Source organism: Paenibacillus sp. FSL E2-0201 (assembly GCF_037963325.1).
Classification (GTDB): domain Bacteria; phylum Bacillota; class Bacilli; order Paenibacillales; family Paenibacillaceae; genus Paenibacillus_AQ.
This window is the reverse complement of sequence record NZ_CP150154.1, coordinates 2,004,048-2,022,845: the sequence shown is the minus strand read 5'-3', so window position 1 is coordinate 2,022,845 and position 18,798 is coordinate 2,004,048. Positions and strand designations below refer to the sequence as shown.

8 protein-coding genes and 1 pseudogene are annotated in these 18,798 nt (G+C 39.6%); 4 read left to right on the top strand and 5 right to left on the bottom strand.

The features are described 5' to 3' along the window. Positions 1 to 133: 133 nt before the first annotated feature. A complete protein-coding gene (locus NSU15_RS08840; RefSeq protein ID WP_339289943.1) occupies positions 134 to 331 on the top strand; it encodes a hypothetical protein in 198 nt (65 codons plus the stop codon). A 19-nt stretch (positions 332 to 350) separates the two neighbouring features. On the opposite strand, the gene NSU15_RS08835 is transcribed toward NSU15_RS08840, so the two are convergent. Continuing rightward, complete coding sequence (locus NSU15_RS08835) at positions 351 to 3,074, bottom strand: TrlF family AAA-like ATPase (RefSeq protein ID WP_339291292.1); 2,724 nt, start codon at positions 3,072 to 3,074, stop codon at positions 351 to 353. A gap of 106 nt (positions 3,075 to 3,180) precedes the next feature. On the opposite strand from NSU15_RS08835, the pseudogene NSU15_RS08830 reads away from it, so the two are divergent. Next, positions 3,181 to 3,771, top strand: a pseudogene (locus NSU15_RS08830) (SpoVR family protein); the annotation flags it as partial. A gap of 70 nt (positions 3,772 to 3,841) precedes the next feature. On the opposite strand, the gene NSU15_RS08825 reads toward NSU15_RS08830, so the two are convergent. Next, on the bottom strand, positions 3,842 to 6,820 hold the full coding sequence (locus tag NSU15_RS08825; RefSeq protein WP_339289942.1) for an S-layer homology domain-containing protein: 2,979 nt from the start codon (positions 6,818 to 6,820) through the stop codon (positions 3,842 to 3,844). 471 nt (positions 6,821 to 7,291) lie between these two features. Then, complete coding sequence (locus NSU15_RS08820) at positions 7,292 to 8,218, bottom strand: AraC family transcriptional regulator (RefSeq protein ID WP_339289940.1); 927 nt, start codon at positions 8,216 to 8,218, stop codon at positions 7,292 to 7,294. A 208-nt stretch (positions 8,219 to 8,426) separates the two neighbouring features. Here NSU15_RS08820 and NSU15_RS08815 point away from each other — a divergent pair, with 208 nt between their 5' ends. Both NSU15_RS08815 and NSU15_RS08810 read left to right on the top strand, forming a co-directional pair. Further along, positions 8,427 to 8,855: a MarR family transcriptional regulator gene (locus NSU15_RS08815; RefSeq protein ID WP_339289938.1), complete on the top strand. Its 429-nt coding sequence runs from the start codon at positions 8,427 to 8,429 to the stop codon at positions 8,853 to 8,855. Continuing rightward, positions 8,856 to 9,677 carry an SDR family oxidoreductase gene (locus tag NSU15_RS08810; protein ID WP_339289937.1) on the top strand — a complete coding sequence of 274 codons (822 nt, stop codon included), beginning with the start codon at positions 8,856 to 8,858 and terminating at the stop codon, positions 9,675 to 9,677. It abuts the gene before it with no gap. On the opposite strand, the gene NSU15_RS08805 is transcribed toward NSU15_RS08810, so the two are convergent. Together NSU15_RS08805 and NSU15_RS08800 are read right to left on the bottom strand one after the other, a co-directional pair. Beyond that, positions 9,615 to 10,934 carry an S-layer homology domain-containing protein gene (locus tag NSU15_RS08805; protein WP_339289935.1) on the bottom strand — a complete coding sequence of 440 codons (1,320 nt, stop codon included), beginning with the start codon at positions 10,932 to 10,934 and terminating at the stop codon, positions 9,615 to 9,617. The genes NSU15_RS08810 and NSU15_RS08805 overlap by 63 nt on opposite strands. 367 nt (positions 10,935 to 11,301) lie before the next feature. Beyond that, positions 11,302 to 18,693, bottom strand: a complete 7,392-nt coding sequence (locus NSU15_RS08800; protein ID WP_339289933.1) for an endo-alpha-N-acetylgalactosaminidase family protein — start codon at positions 18,691 to 18,693, stop codon at positions 11,302 to 11,304. Positions 18,694 to 18,798 lie beyond the last annotated feature (105 nt).

The window sequence follows — 18,798 nt, the reverse complement described above, 5'->3', positions numbered from 1 at the left end:
GTTATTGGGTAAGTATAATGATACGGTCCAAATAACTCGGTTATTGAGTAGAATATTAATCGCTTAAACTTCATACGCTTGTACAAAATAACTAATATGAATGGGGTTGAACCGAATGTTCATTATTTTAACGATGAATGAGATAAAAGAACTACAATCCAAACAACTTGCACAACAAATATCTAGATGGGAGAGTCTTGATAAAGCTGATTCTTACTATTCAAAGATTGAAGGCATTTTCACTGGATACAAAATGAATTTACAAGATTTAAAATCAGCTTATTCAACACCAGTGGTGGTATTTAAAATAAACAAACTGCCGACTACTTAGTCGGCAGTTTGTTTATTTTCTATTCTTCAAGTGCTTTTGATATTCTGAAATACCGTTTATCTAATGCTTCTTTTCCTCCCTCCATAACTTCACACACTGCTTCACGAACATCCGTTTTCTGTAATGCACCATTAATTTGCTTTTGTATTTGACCGCCAGCAAAATTCATTTGAATAATATTTTCTGCAGCGCCATTTACAGGAATATTAGGATTATGGGTAATTACAATAACTTGTTGTTTCTTTTTAAACTCTCTTAAACTAGTTACAACAAGGTCAGTAATTCGTTTTGTATCAAGATCCTCTTCCGGCTGATCAATCACTATTGGAGAATCATCTAATAGCAACATAAGCGATAACATTGCAGCCGTTCTTTGTCCTGCTGACCCTGTTTCAATGTCTTCTTCTTTTCGATTTGTTACCAATTTTAAATCTATTTTGTCCTCTGGAAACCATAGAAACATTCTATCTGTATCTTCAGGAGTATTAGACCTTTGTGATACAAGATGCTTTGCAAATAGTTTACCAAATCCTTTTGTATCTTGTTCATTTGCAACTAGTACATTTTTTAAAATCTCAGCACGTTTTATCCAAGGATCTTCGGCGTTAATTAAATTAAATATAATTCCTCCCCTTGGATTCCCCTCATCATCTCGTTCCAATATATCTTTTGCAAACTCAACTCCTGTTCTCCTAATCATGCTTCTAAAGGTTTCTTCAGAGTTTGAAATATTACCCATAATTACAAGATGTATTCTAATATGAGGGTTTGAACCTTGCCAACTTTTTATTGCTTTCTCTCTCTCATCTCTTAACTTTTTCTCATGAATTTCGATTTCTCTATAAACCTTACCTGTCTCCTCTTGTTGTAATTTCAACTGCCCTTCAATCTTTTCAATTTCATTAATTTTCTCTTCAAGCTCTCTCTGTCTAGAAACAAGTAATCCATAAGCATTTGGATTTTTTTCGCCTTTTTCTTCAAGACGCTTTACAAACTCGTTATATTTTTCTTGATGTTTCATCCGTTCAGTTTGCCATGGAATAATTTTAGCAGTCTCAGTTAAATGATCTTTAAATTCCTTTAACTTCTCAAGTTGCTCTTTAAAATGTGAAGTTATTTTGTTATATTCTGCAGCTTCAAGCTTTAGTCGGTCTATAGAATCTAGACCTAGCCCCAAAAAAGCCTCTTCATTAAACTCTAACACCGGGATATCATCACATATTTCTTCAATAGCACTTGTAAATTTATCGACCTTCTCCAATTCGTAACTGATTTTTTCATTTAATGATTGAGTTTGCTGATATTGTTCTAATAACTCTTTATGTCCGGAGTCTTCAAATATTTTCATCTTTGCTAAGATATCATCAAGCTCAGATTTTAAATTGCCTTTTGTATTAATTCTCGAATATAATTCACGTTGTTTATTCCTTGACTGCAAGAATTTTTGTGTTAATTCTTCTCTTACTTCTGTCCATTTCTTTTTATCAAATTGTTGATCAATAATACTCAAAATATGATTTGGATCTTCTGTCAATGAATATAGATGTTTTTGACTAAATATTCTAATTGGAAACCTTGAATCGATATTGTTGCTCTGGTCTTTTCTCTCCCAATCACCTTGTTCATTTTTATGTTCTTCAGTAATTTTATTATTACACCAAGTTAAGGCTATACTTCGCCCATCCTTATACATTTCCACTCTAATAGTTGTATCTGCAGTGAGCATTCCTGGTTTTCCACGTTCTTTAGGTATTTGATTAAATTCCTTAAATTCATCTTCTACTTTTTTGGGTAATCCTGATGTCTTATCTAAAGGAAGTCTCATATATTCAATAATGCTTGATTTACCAGAACCTCTACCACCAATAACTGTATTTAACCAAGGACTAAAATTCACTTGAAGAGGAGTTGATCTACCTGCTTTAGCACCTCTTATTATCTCTAAATTCTGGATATAAAATCTTTTTTGTAAATCATTTGGATTTTCATTAGTGCTATCACTTCTTTTTATTCCATCTTCTCCATCATGTAAGGCTAACCGTAACGCCTCTAGATTAGGAAGTTCCATTTTAACCCATGTATAGCTGGATCCAACATTCTCAGGATGATGGCTATCGGATCCCGCAATCTCTGCTAAATTCAACTTCGATTCATGATAAATTTGTGGTTTTCGGGCACTCAAATCACATACTTGTATTGCTAAAAGTGCATTTGCCTCTAGACATTTTTTTAACGTATTCCCTTCTTGCTCAACAAATAATCCTCTTATTGTATCTACGTGAGCAGGAATCGCCAACCCTCTCATTTTATGAATAATATCTACTACATCATTAAACGACTTTGTAGTACAACTATCCGAATCTCCGAACGTGCCATCATAATCACAAGAACTCAGCAATTTATTTATATGTAATGATGATTCAGAAGGATCAAAAATAGCCAATAAATGAATATTCCCATGAACTGTTATTTCAACACCAGGGAAAATTGTTAATTCTCTAAAGCCTTCAACTCTTTCTTCCCGCATGTTATCAAGTTCTGCTTTCAACGTGTCAATCCATTCTCCTGAATTATGATCAGTAACGGCAACACAATCGATTTCCTTTTCCATATGATCCAACAACCACTCTTTAGCAGTACGTCCCTTAAGTAATTCCTGCTTAGGACCTTTGCCATAATCTATGGAAACTGGAGTATGTGTATGAAAATCAAATTTCCACCATCGTGCACCATTATATTGCAACAAAATCCCCACCTTTATCCAATTAGTATCAGTCATTATTCGACAAAGCGGGACTATATACCTGCTTAATATCACCGAATATTTTCCAATAAAAAAAGCACCTTAGCTCAACGAAGGCTGGGCTTCCTACTGGCATCAGCGTATCGTCCGCGAACTGGATCTAACCGTTGAGGAAACCGTAGAATATGCTAAACTGAATTCCTCCGTCGTGCAGCCCTCACGGCAAAGCCTGAATCCATACTATCTGGGGCTGAAGATCTTCGAAGACATCGAACGCCGCTGGGACCGCGAGAAAATATTTGAGGTACGCGAGCTGGAATCCGATACCTCTTTTATCCGCAGTTATCTGTCCAAGGAACTGGTGAACGACCTCGATCTTTATGTTTTTGAGAAAAAAGGGCCGGAATGGAAAATCACCGACAAAGCATGGGAAAATGTACGGGATCAACTGGTTCTTGCCCGCGTCAACGGCGGGTCTCCTTACTTGGTCATAGAGGATGCTGACTTTGAGAAGAATGGGGAGTTATTTATAACCCACCGCTACGAAAGTATCGAGCTGGATCTGAAGTATTTGGAGCGCACGCTCCCGCACATCTATTCGTTATGGGGTCGGACCGTTCATCTACAGACCGTTGTGGAGGACAAAAAGGCTAGGTTTTCGTATGATGGCAAGAAAGTACAGCGGAAGTTTATTTAGGGGTTAGCTTAACGAAGGCCCACAGAGCGTCAGTACTCTGTGGGCCTTCTTCATTATTGTTGTTATGTTATTACCACTCTGGCAAGGGTACTACTATAACGACTGGACCCGGGTTAGACTTCCCATCAATAACCGTGAAATTAGTTCCGATAAAGGTGGATATTTTGTCCGTTAAATTTAAATGGGACATTACTCTATAGTTACCATCAGGTAAATAAAAATCAAATTTGCCATCAATAATTGAAACTGTTAACTGAAAAGTAGATCCCGACTCCGTACTATTCACAAAAAACAATCCGTCCGCTAAGTTCGATCCATCTGAATAGGTTAAAGTACCTGTAATATTTTTTTGAGGTAATGCTATATGGATTGAAATCGGACTAGTCTGCTCCTTCCCTATTGTAATAGGAAAGCTTAGCGGTGTTTGATTTTGATTCAAATCAGTAAATGTACTAACTTCATAAGAACCCTCCGGTAAGTAAAGGTTAAATTCTCCATTCTTTACTTGGAAGAAATATTTAGTAGCAGGCTTCTCGGAACTAGTAGAAACAAGGCCGAGCCATCCATTTACCTGTGATCCCCCCTCAGAACTAATGGTCCCCGTATACTTCTTTGGCACTATAATATTCAGTGGATTCGGTTCAGGTTGTTCATTGGCTATTATAAAAGAATAATTTATCCGTATTTCTTCTATGCCGCTAGACAAATAACTTAATTGATAGGCACCTTCAGGCAAAAATAGTGTAAATTTCCCTTGGTAAATAGATGCAGTGAAAAAGGACTGGGAACCATCAACATTAGTCTTATATACGGTTATAAGTCCATTTGTTATAACACTTCCATCCGCATTTTGAACACTACCAACATATGCTTTAGGTATCGTAATTGCCAACGGACTTGGGATTGTCTTACCATTAATCACCTTGAACTTATAATCTATTGAAATTCTATTAGCGATATTATTGACGAAAAAACTATCTGCCTGGTAGTTACCGTCAGGCAAATACAGGCTGTATTCTCCCTCGCGAACCTGTGCGAAATAACCTTGAACCTCAGGAGTGTCTGTTCTATGCACCATCAGTGTTCCCAAAGATACAACTGATCCATCTGCCCTAGCGATAGTCCCAGTAGTCTTAGGAGGAATCACTATGGCAAGTTGACTTGGCTCGATCTGACCATTAACAATCTTGAGGTTATAATTTAGTGAAATTTGCTCTTGGGTTACATCATTAATCTGATTATTAACTAGATAAATCCCATCCGGTAAGTACAAAGTAAATTTCCCTTCGACTATTCGTGCATTGAAATTAACAGATAAGTAAGGATCTATCCTTGAAACAGATAACGAACCATTACTTATTGATGTACCATCTTGAAATTTAACACTACCTTCATGTCCCTTTGGAATTACAATATCAAGGGAACTTGAATTAGGCTGCTCATTAGAAACCTTAAAGGTATAATACAACGAAATCCATTCAGATGAGTTCGAATCAGAAATTCCTGTAACTTGGTAATCTCCATCATGCAGTTTAACATCAAATTTCCCGTCAATTACACTTGTTTCGTAACCAATGTTGATACCATTTTGAACTTTAACTAAATAAAGAGTGCCCTTATTAAATAATTCTTTACCATCTGCACGTGTAACAGTCCCAAATACATTATTCTCTGGTCCCGGCGTGCTTGTTGGTGGTGTCACTTCAGGTGTAAATGTCGGCATTGGCGTTGGTGATGGAGATACAATAAGTGTTGGCGTTGGTGTAGTTACCGGTGTTTCGGTTGATGCCGGCTCAGCTGTTGGTAACGATCCACCCGGTGCCGATCCGCCTGACGATCCAGAAGAACCAGATGTTACTCCTGCAGGAGTCTGTGTAGGCGTTGATGCTGCTCGAAGTATACCATTTATAGTTAAGTTCACATTTGAGGGTACATCTTTTCCTACCTCTAAATTACGTGGGGCCTGTTCCATAATAATTCCGAGTGCATTTATTATTGCATGAACAATCGTCCCAGTCCCTATAACATTCGTGCTCGCGTTAAGAATCAAAGTTTGAATACTCACTCCATTAGCAGCTTCAATGGTTGCCGCTGATTGAACCTGGAGCTTCTCAATAACTGTTGAACCAATAGCAACAATTCTAATCGTCCCTGTCTTCTTATCAACAATCACCGAGGTTAGTTTAGCATTCTCAAAATGAATACTGTGTGCTCCCCCACCTTTAACCGTAGTAATACCGTTAACCGTGACATCTTTTAACAATACATCTCCCTCGGCAATTCCTTCTGCGAGTAATAAGTTACCCGTGATCGTCATGTTTCTTAGTGTTACATCAGGAGAGTTAATGACTACGTTTTGACTTACCTTCTCATTCCCTGTTAAAGGACCATAAGTTCCCGCTGTATCATACGAGAGACTTCCTATAGAAGCTTCATTCTTGATCGTTAAGGATCTGTCCAAGATTACAATAGCCTCTGCACGAGTAGCAAAGGATTCTGGATGAAAGGTATTATCCGAATACCCCGACATGATTCCTTTATCGTATACAGACCCTATAGCCCCTTTACTCCATACAGGACTAGCTGATGTGTCGCTAAACTTATTAGCTGAATCTGAAGAGGACAGTGCAAGTAATTTACTAATAATCACCGCAAATTCTTGTCGTGTGACCTTCTTATTAGGTCCGAATGAACCATCTGAATAACCTTGTATGTATCCTGCCGCATTCGCCACTAAAAGACCTGAATAATACCAATCTGAAGCTTTTACATCTTTAAAAGAATGCTCCTCTGTCTTAACAAATCCAAAAGACTTATTGATTAGCACAACCAATTCAGCTCTTGTAATCGAATGATCCGGTTTAAAATCCCCGTCTGGATAACCTGAAACTAGTCCTTTCTCCATCCATTTCGTAATTTGCGCTTCAGCCCAAGTCCCTTGAATATCAGAAGCCTTACTTGCAAAAATCGTACCGAAAGGTAATGAGGTAAGACAAACAATAAGCATGAATACGATAGTTTTCTTTAATAAAACCTGTTTAGTTATCACTTTACTCCTCCTATTTATGTATAAAATGAACTACAGATACTTCTAATCCTTTAACTATTAGTTCAATAGTGCTAGAGAATTCATAGCGATCATATCATACTGTTTTTTACATAGGTGTCTTATTTTGTCGATCATGATATGTTGTTTTCTTGTCTATTAGATCCGCTCCAGATGCTTGTATTATTAGCACGTTAAAAAGCCCGCAGCGTATAACCCGCTGCGGACCTTCTTGTGTCGACACCCCGTATCGACTGAATAATTAGAACATAGCAAATGCTGCTGAGGTGAAAGTAACGTAGGGGAAGTTTGGAACTGTAGGAGCGTAGCGCTCGCCTTTGTCTTCGGTTGTTATCCGCATAAGCGGTAAAAATCAAGAACATCTGGAGACAACAGCGACCGAAAGTCCAAACATTCCCGTAGTTGCTGTCGTCACCGAGGAGCCTTTCCCTTTGCTTTTTTATTTCGTTCAAATTATTTTGTAGATTTTTTCACAGGAACATAAATCTCCATCACCGTATCCGGCCGCGAATGGCAGCGTTCGTCATAGAATTCGAAATCCAGCTTACTGTCATCATAGACGTAGCCGCTGTCCTTAAACCATTCTTCGAAGATATACTTCCAAGTGCTTTTTATAACCTGTGCAAACTGTATTTGCTCTGTATCCGTTGAAGTATCCACTGGCGGGGTTGTGAACACGGCATACTCAGCTTCCGGTACATCCATCGTCAGCATATCCTCTTCCACCTTGGAGTAGTCCTCTACAATAACACCTAGAAGATAGGTGGCATTGCCATTATCCGAAGAAGGAATACACAAACCGACCTCTCCGTGTTTAGGCGGGTTTAGTATTTCATACATTTTGGACTCCAGATTCTCACCTTCATAATGGCTCCAAAAAGAAGCAATATCCTTGGTGTACATACTTCCCGCAACATTGGTTTGAATCCCATAACCAGCGACCTTAAATGCAGGCTTGCGAACAATAACAGGGTTCATTATAAAACCTCCGATTTCAAATAGTGTTGTTCCTTTAGTAAATCCGTCCATCCGTGCGGCATATTGTGTCGGGCTATAGCCAAAAGCCTTACGAAAAGCCTTAGTAAATCCGCTTTGCGTCTCAAAACCATAGTCCAGCGCGATATCAATGATCCTTTTACCGGCAAATAATTCAATCGACGCTAAAGATAACTTCCGGCTCCGCACATATTCCATCACGGACATTTCCTTGCATAAGCTGAACACTCGGCAAAAATGATACACCGAATATCCGACCTCAGCGGCTATTTCTTCTACTGTAATATTTTCTTTGATATGAGCTTCAATATATTCAACACATTTCTCTATATCTTTACTGTAATTCAAGTGCAGCACCAACCTTCCCCCGTACGGTGATTTCATTATATCAACTGGATGTGAGGATCGTTGTTCCTGTTTTGCTGAGCTGTGTTGGATCGTCTAACCTTCTCTTTACCTTTAGCTATCCGATTCACGTGAGAATATACCTGGTGAATGTAGCTCGTAGTTAGCTTCTTACCTTGACAACAAGGAATGTAGTTAGTACACTAATTATGTAATTAGCGCACTAACTACATTGGAGGTGTTAGTTTTGAATAAAAATATCGGCTACTTATTATCCAAAGCCAGCATTTCACTGAAGTTGGCCATATCGCAGCGATTGCAGCCCTACAATTTAACTTCCACGCAGTGGGCTATGCTAAAGAATATTTCATTGTATGAATCGGGCACCACCCCGGCTCAAATTGCCGAGCAGATGGGTGCCGAGCGTCCGACCATTACGGGAATTCTGGATCGTTTGAAAGCCAAGCAATTTATTATCAGTCAACCCCATCCGCAGGATAAGCGCTCCCAACTAATCTCGCTAACCTTGGAAGGTTCCCAATTGGTTAAAGAGCTCGATCACCTGGCTGATGCCGTATTAGAAGAGTCGTTGAGAGGTATATCCGCAGAGCAGCAAGCCATTCTAACTTTTGCTCTTCAGCAGATCATCATAAACACAAAAGGGAATGATAATTAAATGATTCTAGTTATTGGAGCATCTGGTCTAGTCGGAAGTGAAGTCGTTAAGTGTCTGGCGAATAGTGGAGCAGCGTATCGTGTAACGTCACGTAGGCAAGGCACAATGGATGTCTATTTGGATTTTGAGAACCCCGAAACCTTTCATCAGGCTTTATCAGGGGTCCAAAAGCTATTTTTTGTTCGTCCACCCGAGCTGGCCGATGCCAAACGCTATTTCAAGCCATTAATTGAAGCCGCCGTCGCAAACAACGTCCAACATATTGTATTTCTATCGCTTCTTGGTGCGGAGAAGAATCCAATTGTGCCGCACAGCAAAATCGAAAAGCTAATTATAGCTTCAAAGATTCCCTATACCTTTCTAAGACCGAGCTTTTTTATGCAGAATCTATATACCCAGCATGGCAAAGAATTGAAAGAAGATCGTGAAATCTTTGTACCGGCAGGTCATGGAAGAACAAGCTTTATTGATGTTAGGGATATCGCCGAGATTGCAGCTAAGGTATTAACTCAGTCAGGTCATGAGAATAAGGGCTACTCGTTAACCGGGAGCGAGGCGCTCAGCTATGATGAGGTCGCGCGGATCATTAGCGAGGAAACGGGAGTACCCGTTCGTTATTCCAATCCGTCTGTACGCAAATTTCGGGCACGTATGAAGAAAAGTGGTATACCCTCTACTTTCATTACAGTCATGATTGGCATCTATTTCACAGCCAAAATCGGTCTAGCCAAAAAAGTAACGCCTGATCTGGAGCAGTTATTAGGCAGAAAACCGCTTACGGTGCGACAGTTTGTTCGGGATTATCGGCATAAGCTGATTTAAGCAGCTATTCCAATTAATAAGGGCGATCCACGGTAGGTATACCGAGAATAGTAAATCATTATCATCTAATCGAATGGCACCGAAGCTACCGTCATCAAAACCAGTGACGATACCTAACTTTGCAGCTGAACTAACCGCTTCCGCATACCAATCGCTTGCGGAGACATCTTTAAAGTGTGGACTGACATTTGCTTGAACCAAATTCAAGCTATTCATGAGCATTTGCAGAAACTCCGCCCGTGTGATGATTCGCTTAGGAGCAAAATAATTCTCATTCACACCCTTTGTGATTTCTCTTGCGGTAAGCCCGATAATACTTTCACTTGCCCAAGGTACCAGACTTAGATCCCTAAAGGTTATTGACCGGACACCAATACCGAATGTTCCAAGGCTGTTCACATGGAATGTAATGCGTCCACTCTTAGGATCAAATATTCCATTTTTCACAATGACCGCCTTACCATCCGCGCCTAACTGGTATATAACGATAGCGTCAGACACTTCACCAGCTCGGATTGTATACGGTAAAGATATCTTTAAAATATTGTGTAACGAAGTAATTCTCTTGCCATCCAACATAAGTGAAATATCATATGTCGTACGGTCTCCTACTGAAGGAATCGCTAACAATGCTGTTGACGGTTGTATGTTCAGAACTATCTTCTGATGGTCAAGAGCTGCCGTAAGCTGTTCCAACAAACCTTTATTGATTTCGAAATTAGCGAATGGTGTCTGAATCGTTAACGTTCCCGTTCCTCGATCTTTCGCAACAAGTGTTGCCGGTAAAGTGATTGCTAAGCCCTTTGCAGTCGCATTGCCAGTAACGTCAACATTAATGTTGCTATTAGGATTGCTAGCTAAAATGCGATTAATATCCTCTTCCTGAATCTCGGCAAAAGCTTTATCTCCTTGCAAGACTGAGCTAATAGTTATTGTGTTACCAGTAGCTGCTGGCTGTTTAGTAGGAGTAGGTGCAACTTGAGATGTTGAATTGGAACCAGGGTTACCACTTTCACTCGATTCCGTAGCTTTCGTCTTTAAGCTGTCCGATACTAAAGGCGCCGAGTGATTCCCTGATGCATCTACTGCAATGACCTTGAAGCTGTAATCCGTTAGCGGGTCCAGTCCCGTTACTACCAACTGACGAACTCCACTAGAAGCCTGAACAGTTCCGACTGGCTCTGTTATCCCCTCTTGATAAACGTCATAATGATCTACGCCGTAAGCATCTTCAGCAGCCGCCCAATACAATTTCACACTCTTATCTGAGCGATTTGTATAAAATAAGGATGATTCTCTAATTGAGAATAGATAGATTCAACCATATGCCCAAATTGTTCATTCATTTGCAGTTTTATAGTCAATGCTACGCCCTCCTTTCCACTGCTTCAAAGTTAGTTGATATTCAACTTCAAGTGTAGCTAATGAATTGAAAGCTCGCGTGCGAAAATAGCGTGTAATTGGTAGGAAAAAGTGAAGTGAAATATAGAAATGAATCTCAACGCTCAATGGTAGACGATCAATTTCAGCGTGACATTCAACAAAAAGCAACCTTGCTCTCTATTGAGAACACGGTTGCTTAGATTCAACTGAATAATGTATGCAATTTTCCCTATCGATTCACCTAACCTAAATACGTTAATAATCTGCTGATCATGACTGCAGCTTCCGCACGAGTCAAATTACTCTTCGGATTGAGTTTATGGTCAGGAGTCCCTTGGATTAAACCCAATTCGATGCAAGTAGCTAATGCCTGCTTAGACCATATCCCTGCCTGATCCGCATCTATATACGTAGCTAGTACAGCTTGCGTAGCATCTGATACTTTAGGAGATTTCCCCTTCAATTCAAGCACTCTTGCCATAATCACTGCCATTTCCTGACGGCTTAGAGGCTTCATCGGATCAAACAAATTACCTTCATACCCTTTAATCAACCCAGCATCTGCCGTAGCAATAACACTATCGCTGTACCATTTATCTTGCGGCACATCCTTAAATGATGTTGACCCTTTTACTTCAAGACCTAGAGCTCGTGCCAGGATCGCTGCGATTTCAGAACGATTAATCGTCTTGTCCGGAGCAAAATTCTGATCTGTTATCCCCTTCAGGATACCTTTACTCACCAAAGCCTCAATATCCTTAATTGCCCAGTGGCCCACGGTATCGATAAAGGATTTAGGTTTGATTCCAGATCCTTGATCTGAGCCGGTCCCTGGATTTGGAGTTGCCTCCGGTTTCGCACCTGAACTTGGATTAGAACTTGGGTTAGAAACATTGCCAGGATCTGTCTCTGATTGATTACTATCCTTTGCTTTGACCGTTACAATCGCTATTGCTTTCATATCAGTCCCAGCAACCGTGCCTTTTACTTGGAAGCTCCCCGCTTGTGCATAACTCGAAGAATGAATCTCATCCCATACAACCAACGTTTTCTGTATCGTATGATTGCTCAGGGTCACAGTTACTTCCGCAGGCAGTTTCGGCGCGGAGCCAACTTCGGTTTCAATCTTTACATCCTCTATAGCTACAATGCTAAGAGCGAATTCAAGACTTTTTATCGCATTTTCAAGCTCTACTCGCATTTCATCTAGTGAAGTAATCGTAGCGCTAGGATCCTTCAGAATCTTCTCCGCTTTATCCAGAGCAGCCGCAACGATTGCCCAGGTTTCAGATGAATAATCTGAACTCTTTAATGCTGCTGCATCGGTAATCGTTTGTTGAAGAAGATCTTTAGAGATATCTAGATTACTTCCCTTAATATAAAAATCATCTAGAATAAAAGCAAAATCAGATGTAGCTTTTCCCGAACCTTTGGTAATCATTTTGAAAATTACTTGATAATCATCCTGATTACCGGTTGTAAAGCTTTGCTTGAATGTGATATAACCGCCATTTTCTCCAGCTTTATTGCCTGGATTGGTTAAATTACCTAGCGTTTCCTTTAATACAATCTCTTTTGAAGAACGTGATTGTACCGACACTTCATAACCAACATTCGTTTCTGAAGTATAGATAAATCCTAACTCATATTCTTTATTTGGCTTCAATTTCACGCTAGATTCGTTTGTTTTAATGAGTTTACCCACATCTGTTTCATTCATTTTTAGCGAGTTTTCACCATTCAGAACCCAAGTCATCACAGGACCAACTTTGTTCTCAGCTGCCTGAACGATAGGATTGTTATCGTGTGGATTACTTTGGTCAGTTGCAATATGAATTTGTCTAGACCCACCACCATACTCAAATGGACCCCAACCTTCATACACATTCTCGAAATCCTCATACACAACATAATTTTTATTCGTAGGATCCTTCTCCACTGACGTATGCTTCCAAATACGAACATCATCAAATTGTACAGTACCAACTCCTGAATCAGCTAGCAACTTCACTGTTGCAGTAGTAACACCTTCAGGAACCTTAAATTCAACATTCATTCTCTGCCATGTTGTATCGACATACTTGAAGGATGAGTTATGGATACCGTCCTTCCCTGTCACATGATTAGAATAGGTTTTACCGTTAATTGTAACCTGCAGAGAAGATTTTCTTCCTTTCTCCGTCTGAGTCCACACCCCGACAGTATAATCCTCACCAGGCTGTAGTCCATTAATTTCCTGAGACAAGATACCCGCTTTATTTCCAACCTCAGCGTATTTATTCCAATTCGATTTGTTCATTTCTTTGCTGGTATCGTATTCGCGATCACCTTGCACTGTCTTGATTGTAATATTACTTAGATCATCAGCTGTCCAGGAACCTGGAACATTCAATTGCTCAGAATTAAAGGCGAAATCCTTAATAAGACTGCCTTCACCCCAATTTGTTGCAGCAGGGACCAATACTAGAGCATCCGCTGATGTAGGATAAAGCACATAAGGTGTATTTTTCTTAGCCTTATTTATCGTGAGAGATCCATCATGAGCAACAACTGTATCGACTAACACTTTGCCTTGTTGTGTCAGCTCATACATATTGAATTGGCTCACATCTTTAAATTCATCCGTCAACTGCCAAGTTGTCGCGTTGCCTGTTGTATTCCAGTGATATAGTCTTGCACCTTCGTTTACACCCAAGATCTTATTGGTCTTCATATCCCAAACCCAAGGAATTAACGAATTCGCTTCACCAGTATGACGCTCTGATTCGTCTGTTGTCGTCCCCGTATCTTTCCAAGAAGATATAAGCTTGCCATTTTTAGATAACTCAATCATATTCGTTAATTTATTTCTCTTAGAGATCACTTCGTTATCAAACGTAATTTTATCCTCTTCATATTTCATAACACCAAAATGTTGCATGAACTTCGTAGGTAATACTTCGTTAAAGAATACAGTTACACCTTGCTGTACATCCGGTTTGGAATCTCCCCACGTTGTCACACCTGGTATTTTTTGTCCTTTGAATAAGGCATTTCCAACGAAAATATCTAGATTATTCTTCACTATTCTTGATAGAATGCTAGAATTCCCCTTATTCGGATATCCTAAATCTGGACCCCAGTGAACAAAATCCACACCGGGCTCTAATGGGCCGGCAAATTCCGTTCCTACTTTTAGTCCAAGATTATTAGCGTATTGCAGCAATTTATAGGCATTGTAATCATTGCCTGTATACACATCAATATAGAAGAAGTCTAATGTAGGATCATTCGGGCTCAAAGAATCCTTCGTCAGATTAAATAAGTTTTTGAACCGTGACTCTAGATTCCCACTCAAGACATCCTTCGTCTGATCAACATAATAAGACGTATCAATCCAATCCCAACCTCCGGAAAGCCTATCTACTGTCGGCCCTTTTGATGATGCTCCATTTAAGTTGGAATAATTCAGTTCGTTAGCATCAAGTTGATACTCTGTTGCATTGAGATGAACACCCACGTTAAGATTATACTTATCGCCCTCATTGATGAGATAGTTTAATTCATCCAATCCACCCTGCCTCACACCAATGTTGGAATAGGATGGAATATCATCATCATGGCCCTCTGCCTGATATCCCTTATGAAGAATCATCTGTCCAAAGCCATCAGTATAATTGTACAGAATTTTACCCGTATCCAACGAATTCAAGAAAGGATCATTTGCCTGGCTAGCAAAGTTGAATGCGATGTACATCATATTGTTCTGCATATCCCGAGCACCAAATGGCTCCTTATAAATATTCGTCCGATAAGCAACAGCTGCATCCTGCCAATCTGTTTTACCGTCATTATTCCGATCATTTGTCACAACTACCTCATACCAAGGCAGTTCTTCCGTTTCATTACTTTGAAGATGGCGATACGTCCAAGTACCTGGCTTCACTGTCACTTTATTGACAAGTGGTTTCTTTTCCGTGGTCACAATCATTTTATTGCCACCGCTGATTACATTGTCTTCAATCGATGCTCCCAAGCCATTTCCGCTCACCATAGCCATCGTAACGCCTGAAGCGCTACTCTGTTTCATAAGATTCATGTTATCGACCAGTTCTTCTGTTAATTCGTGCCATGCTCCATCCGATTTACTCCATGCATACGTTGCATTTTCCATAGCGCTATTCACATGGATTAGAGAATTGTTAATTTGAATCGAACGGACAACAAACACATCCGGTTTTTCAGTTATTTTATCAATTTCAAAACGTACGATATGATTCGCTTTCGCCTCAATATGTGCTTCGATGACAACACCAATCTCGTCAATCATCATTGTATACTGATACTTACTATCGCTCTCTTTATTAGATATGGTGCGAGGCACATAATCCATATTGTTGATCTTCAGACTATTCGTTTGCTCCTCGCTAGCCTGTAGTTTACGTTCATCAACTTGATATTCAACAATACCCGGGAAATCTTTATATACTGTAACGTTTAAACCATCTTTAGTGATCGTATCTGTCTCTGAGGCAACCTGAAGCTTAGGTAGTGACTCTAGCTCTACCATCTTTACATTGCTCACCGTCATCTTCTTACTTCCATACCAAGATCGAAGTCCAAGCCAACCTGGCTGCATAGTCATTTCTTCTTCAGATACCGATCCCATATCCGTTGTCACGCCATCGGGGTCCGTAATCTTGAAACTTATGGTTGTTCCTACTAAACGAAGTTCGATATGATAAAGTGTATCGGCTAGCATCTCATATGAGTTTGAGAAAGTAGCCTCGTTTCCATTTGCAAACAATTTCCAAACGCCGTTAATGTCATGATTAACCGATACATATGCATTATCCGTGGATCCTCTTAATATAAATCCATATCGCCCACCAGTTGCTCCAGCGTCTACATTTGTTTTGTAATCAAAAGTAACCTTCTGATCCATCAATTTAGGGCTATCCTTATCCACGGCTAGTGCTACACCTGGCATGTTCAATTGAATTTGACCATCTCCGTTACTCTCTACCACCGGATTACTACTATCCAGAGAGCCCCAATTCTGTGCCGAATAATTTGGTTGGTATACTCTGATTTCTTCTGCGGTTATTGCATCTACATTCACCTTAATTGCAGCATCAGTTGTGTTATATAAGCCAAATGCTCCTGGGGAATATGCAGATACTGGTACATTACCGACCAATACTCCATTTATATATAGGCTTAATTCCTTCTCAATGACCTGCACACGTAAAATATAATCTTTGCTTATTGCAATGGCATCAGTATTGCCAATGGCAGCTTCGCTACCTTCCAACTGATATTTCCATTTTCCCGCGCTCTCTTGATATATGGTGATATTGCCCAGTTTAACACCAACTTCACCATCACTCTTCATTTTCACTTGATAGATCCCATTTGATACTGCTGTTATATCTCTATTAAAAGCAGTTGCTCCAGCATCAATAGTCCCTGTCAAATATCCATCTATAACTTGCGGTGTCGCATGATACCCATCCCAATTAGGCTGAGAATTACCTTCATAATATTCCTCGTAAATCATTTTGTCCGTTTGTGTAGAAGTATTCATATCCATAAACTCTTCGGTAAAAAGAATATTATCGATATATATGGTATCCTGAGCAACAACCCCAAAACGTCCTTCTCCGAATTGCTGTCCTGCCGGTAAGCTTGCATACAATTCAGCCCCGTTAATGCTTAGGGTTACAGAGGAGTCGGAATATTGTAAACCCACTTTATTCCAGACGAAAGGTTTAGGATTTGAACTACTAGTACTAGTACCAGATGCAACAAAATCAATGATGGTGTTACCCTTTTTCAAAATCCATTTCGCACCATCAAATGTAATTTGAGCATTGTTACCAATAGCAAATCCTATATTGGTATTCGTAGGTTTCACACTAGCCATATAAGTCGCACTCTGTAGGAGCGGAGCATCAGTATTCCATGTTTCACCGTTCAGACCAGATAACTTTAGAATTCGGTTGCCGCCTTCTGTAATAATGGTAGACGTTGCACCGTTACTCCAGTCGCCTGTTATACTGTCTTGAAAATCATTACTATACTGAATAATTTGTTTGGGTTTTATGATCTGATTTGTATAGTGTATATTATCAATCTGCAATTCTACCGTACTTCGAATTCGAAGACCGAAGTACCCAGCTACTTCTGAGAATTGCGCAAAAGTAATATCACCGATCTCCTTTTTATTCAGAAATACCGTGATTGTTTTCCCTTTAAAATTGAACATGAGATTATTCCATCTGCCTTGGATCGGGTAAGGAATATTTAATTTACTTCCCCAACCCGAGTTAGACTCTGGTATCCAGATGCTAGGGTCAACCCCAATCTCATTGAATATGCTCGCCGTTTCATTCATTCTAAAACCAAACGCAAAGCCTTGACCGCTACCTAGTTTCGCTGGATTAATCAGCTTGAAATCTAACGAGAGTGTACCCTCTTGAATTTGTGGGGAATCTAGATCTACACCTCGTTCTTTTGATCCTTTTTTCAGAGAAAGAACTTTATTTCCCGTAAGATCGGTCACTACTTGAGCATTTAAACCTGACCAATGAGGTATATAATTAGGATCTTCATAGTCTTGTACATAATCAATGACATTTGAAGGTTTATCTTTTGTACCTACACCTGCAATACGTAACTCTTTAATAGAGACATTTCCTGTTGCAAAACGTTTATATAGACCTACCTGACCAATCCCTGTCGACTGATTCAATAAATCCGTATCCTTATTGTAGTATGTCACTCCGTCTACTATAACCACGAGCTTCGTACCATGAAAGCCGATTTGTATTCGATAATCTATATCTGTTTTCAGTTCAGGACCCTCGAATACTTCCCAATTACCTGAACCATCCGGACTTTGAATTACCCAATCTGTATTGGCATCGTAACGGATAGACACCCCTTGATTCGTATCATTTGATCCTATAACAAAACCAACATTACTTGAAACTGAACTTGTATAGCGCATCGTTGTATCAATAATTCCGGCAGATAGCCATGGAGCTTTATCCCATGTTGCAATGGCTCCACCGCCATCCACTTTAGTTATCGCAATGGTTAGTCCATTATTTACAGAAGTTGTTCCTGCTCCTTTAACGAACGTCATTAGTTCCGGTTCCATTGACTGATAATTATTCGTATACGATACTGCCCCTTGACCCTCAGGAACATTTAATTTGATGTCATTTAAGAAGTCCTCTATGTTCGCCTCTTCAATTGTACCCTCTTGTGAATCCGTTACTGTAATAGTCGCTTCTGCTTTGACATCCGAGGCTTTAACATTTCCCTCTACGTTAAAAGTGCCCACCTTCGCATAACTTAAAGGATCGATTTCATCCCAGCTAACCATTACTTCGCCGATGGAATCATCGTTGTAAACTGCTTGTACTACCGAAGGGAGTTCTGGTGGTTCACCAACGGAAGTTTGAACATTTGTTGGAGAAATACGTTTAATTACTTGTTCGTGAACTGCACTTAACGAATCACCAATTTCTCCTTCAGCAGCATAAGACGTACTTCTTGGATATATGATTGATTGACTTGTAGCCATTAAAAAAATCATCATCCAAATCATGAATCGATAAATCTTTTTCGCAACCTTTTTTCGCATCGTACCTTTCCCCCTTATAATAGTCTATTGGATATAAATTAAAACGCTTTCAAATACATTTTTGATTTTAACAATTTTATTCGATTTATACTTTCAAAATATAAC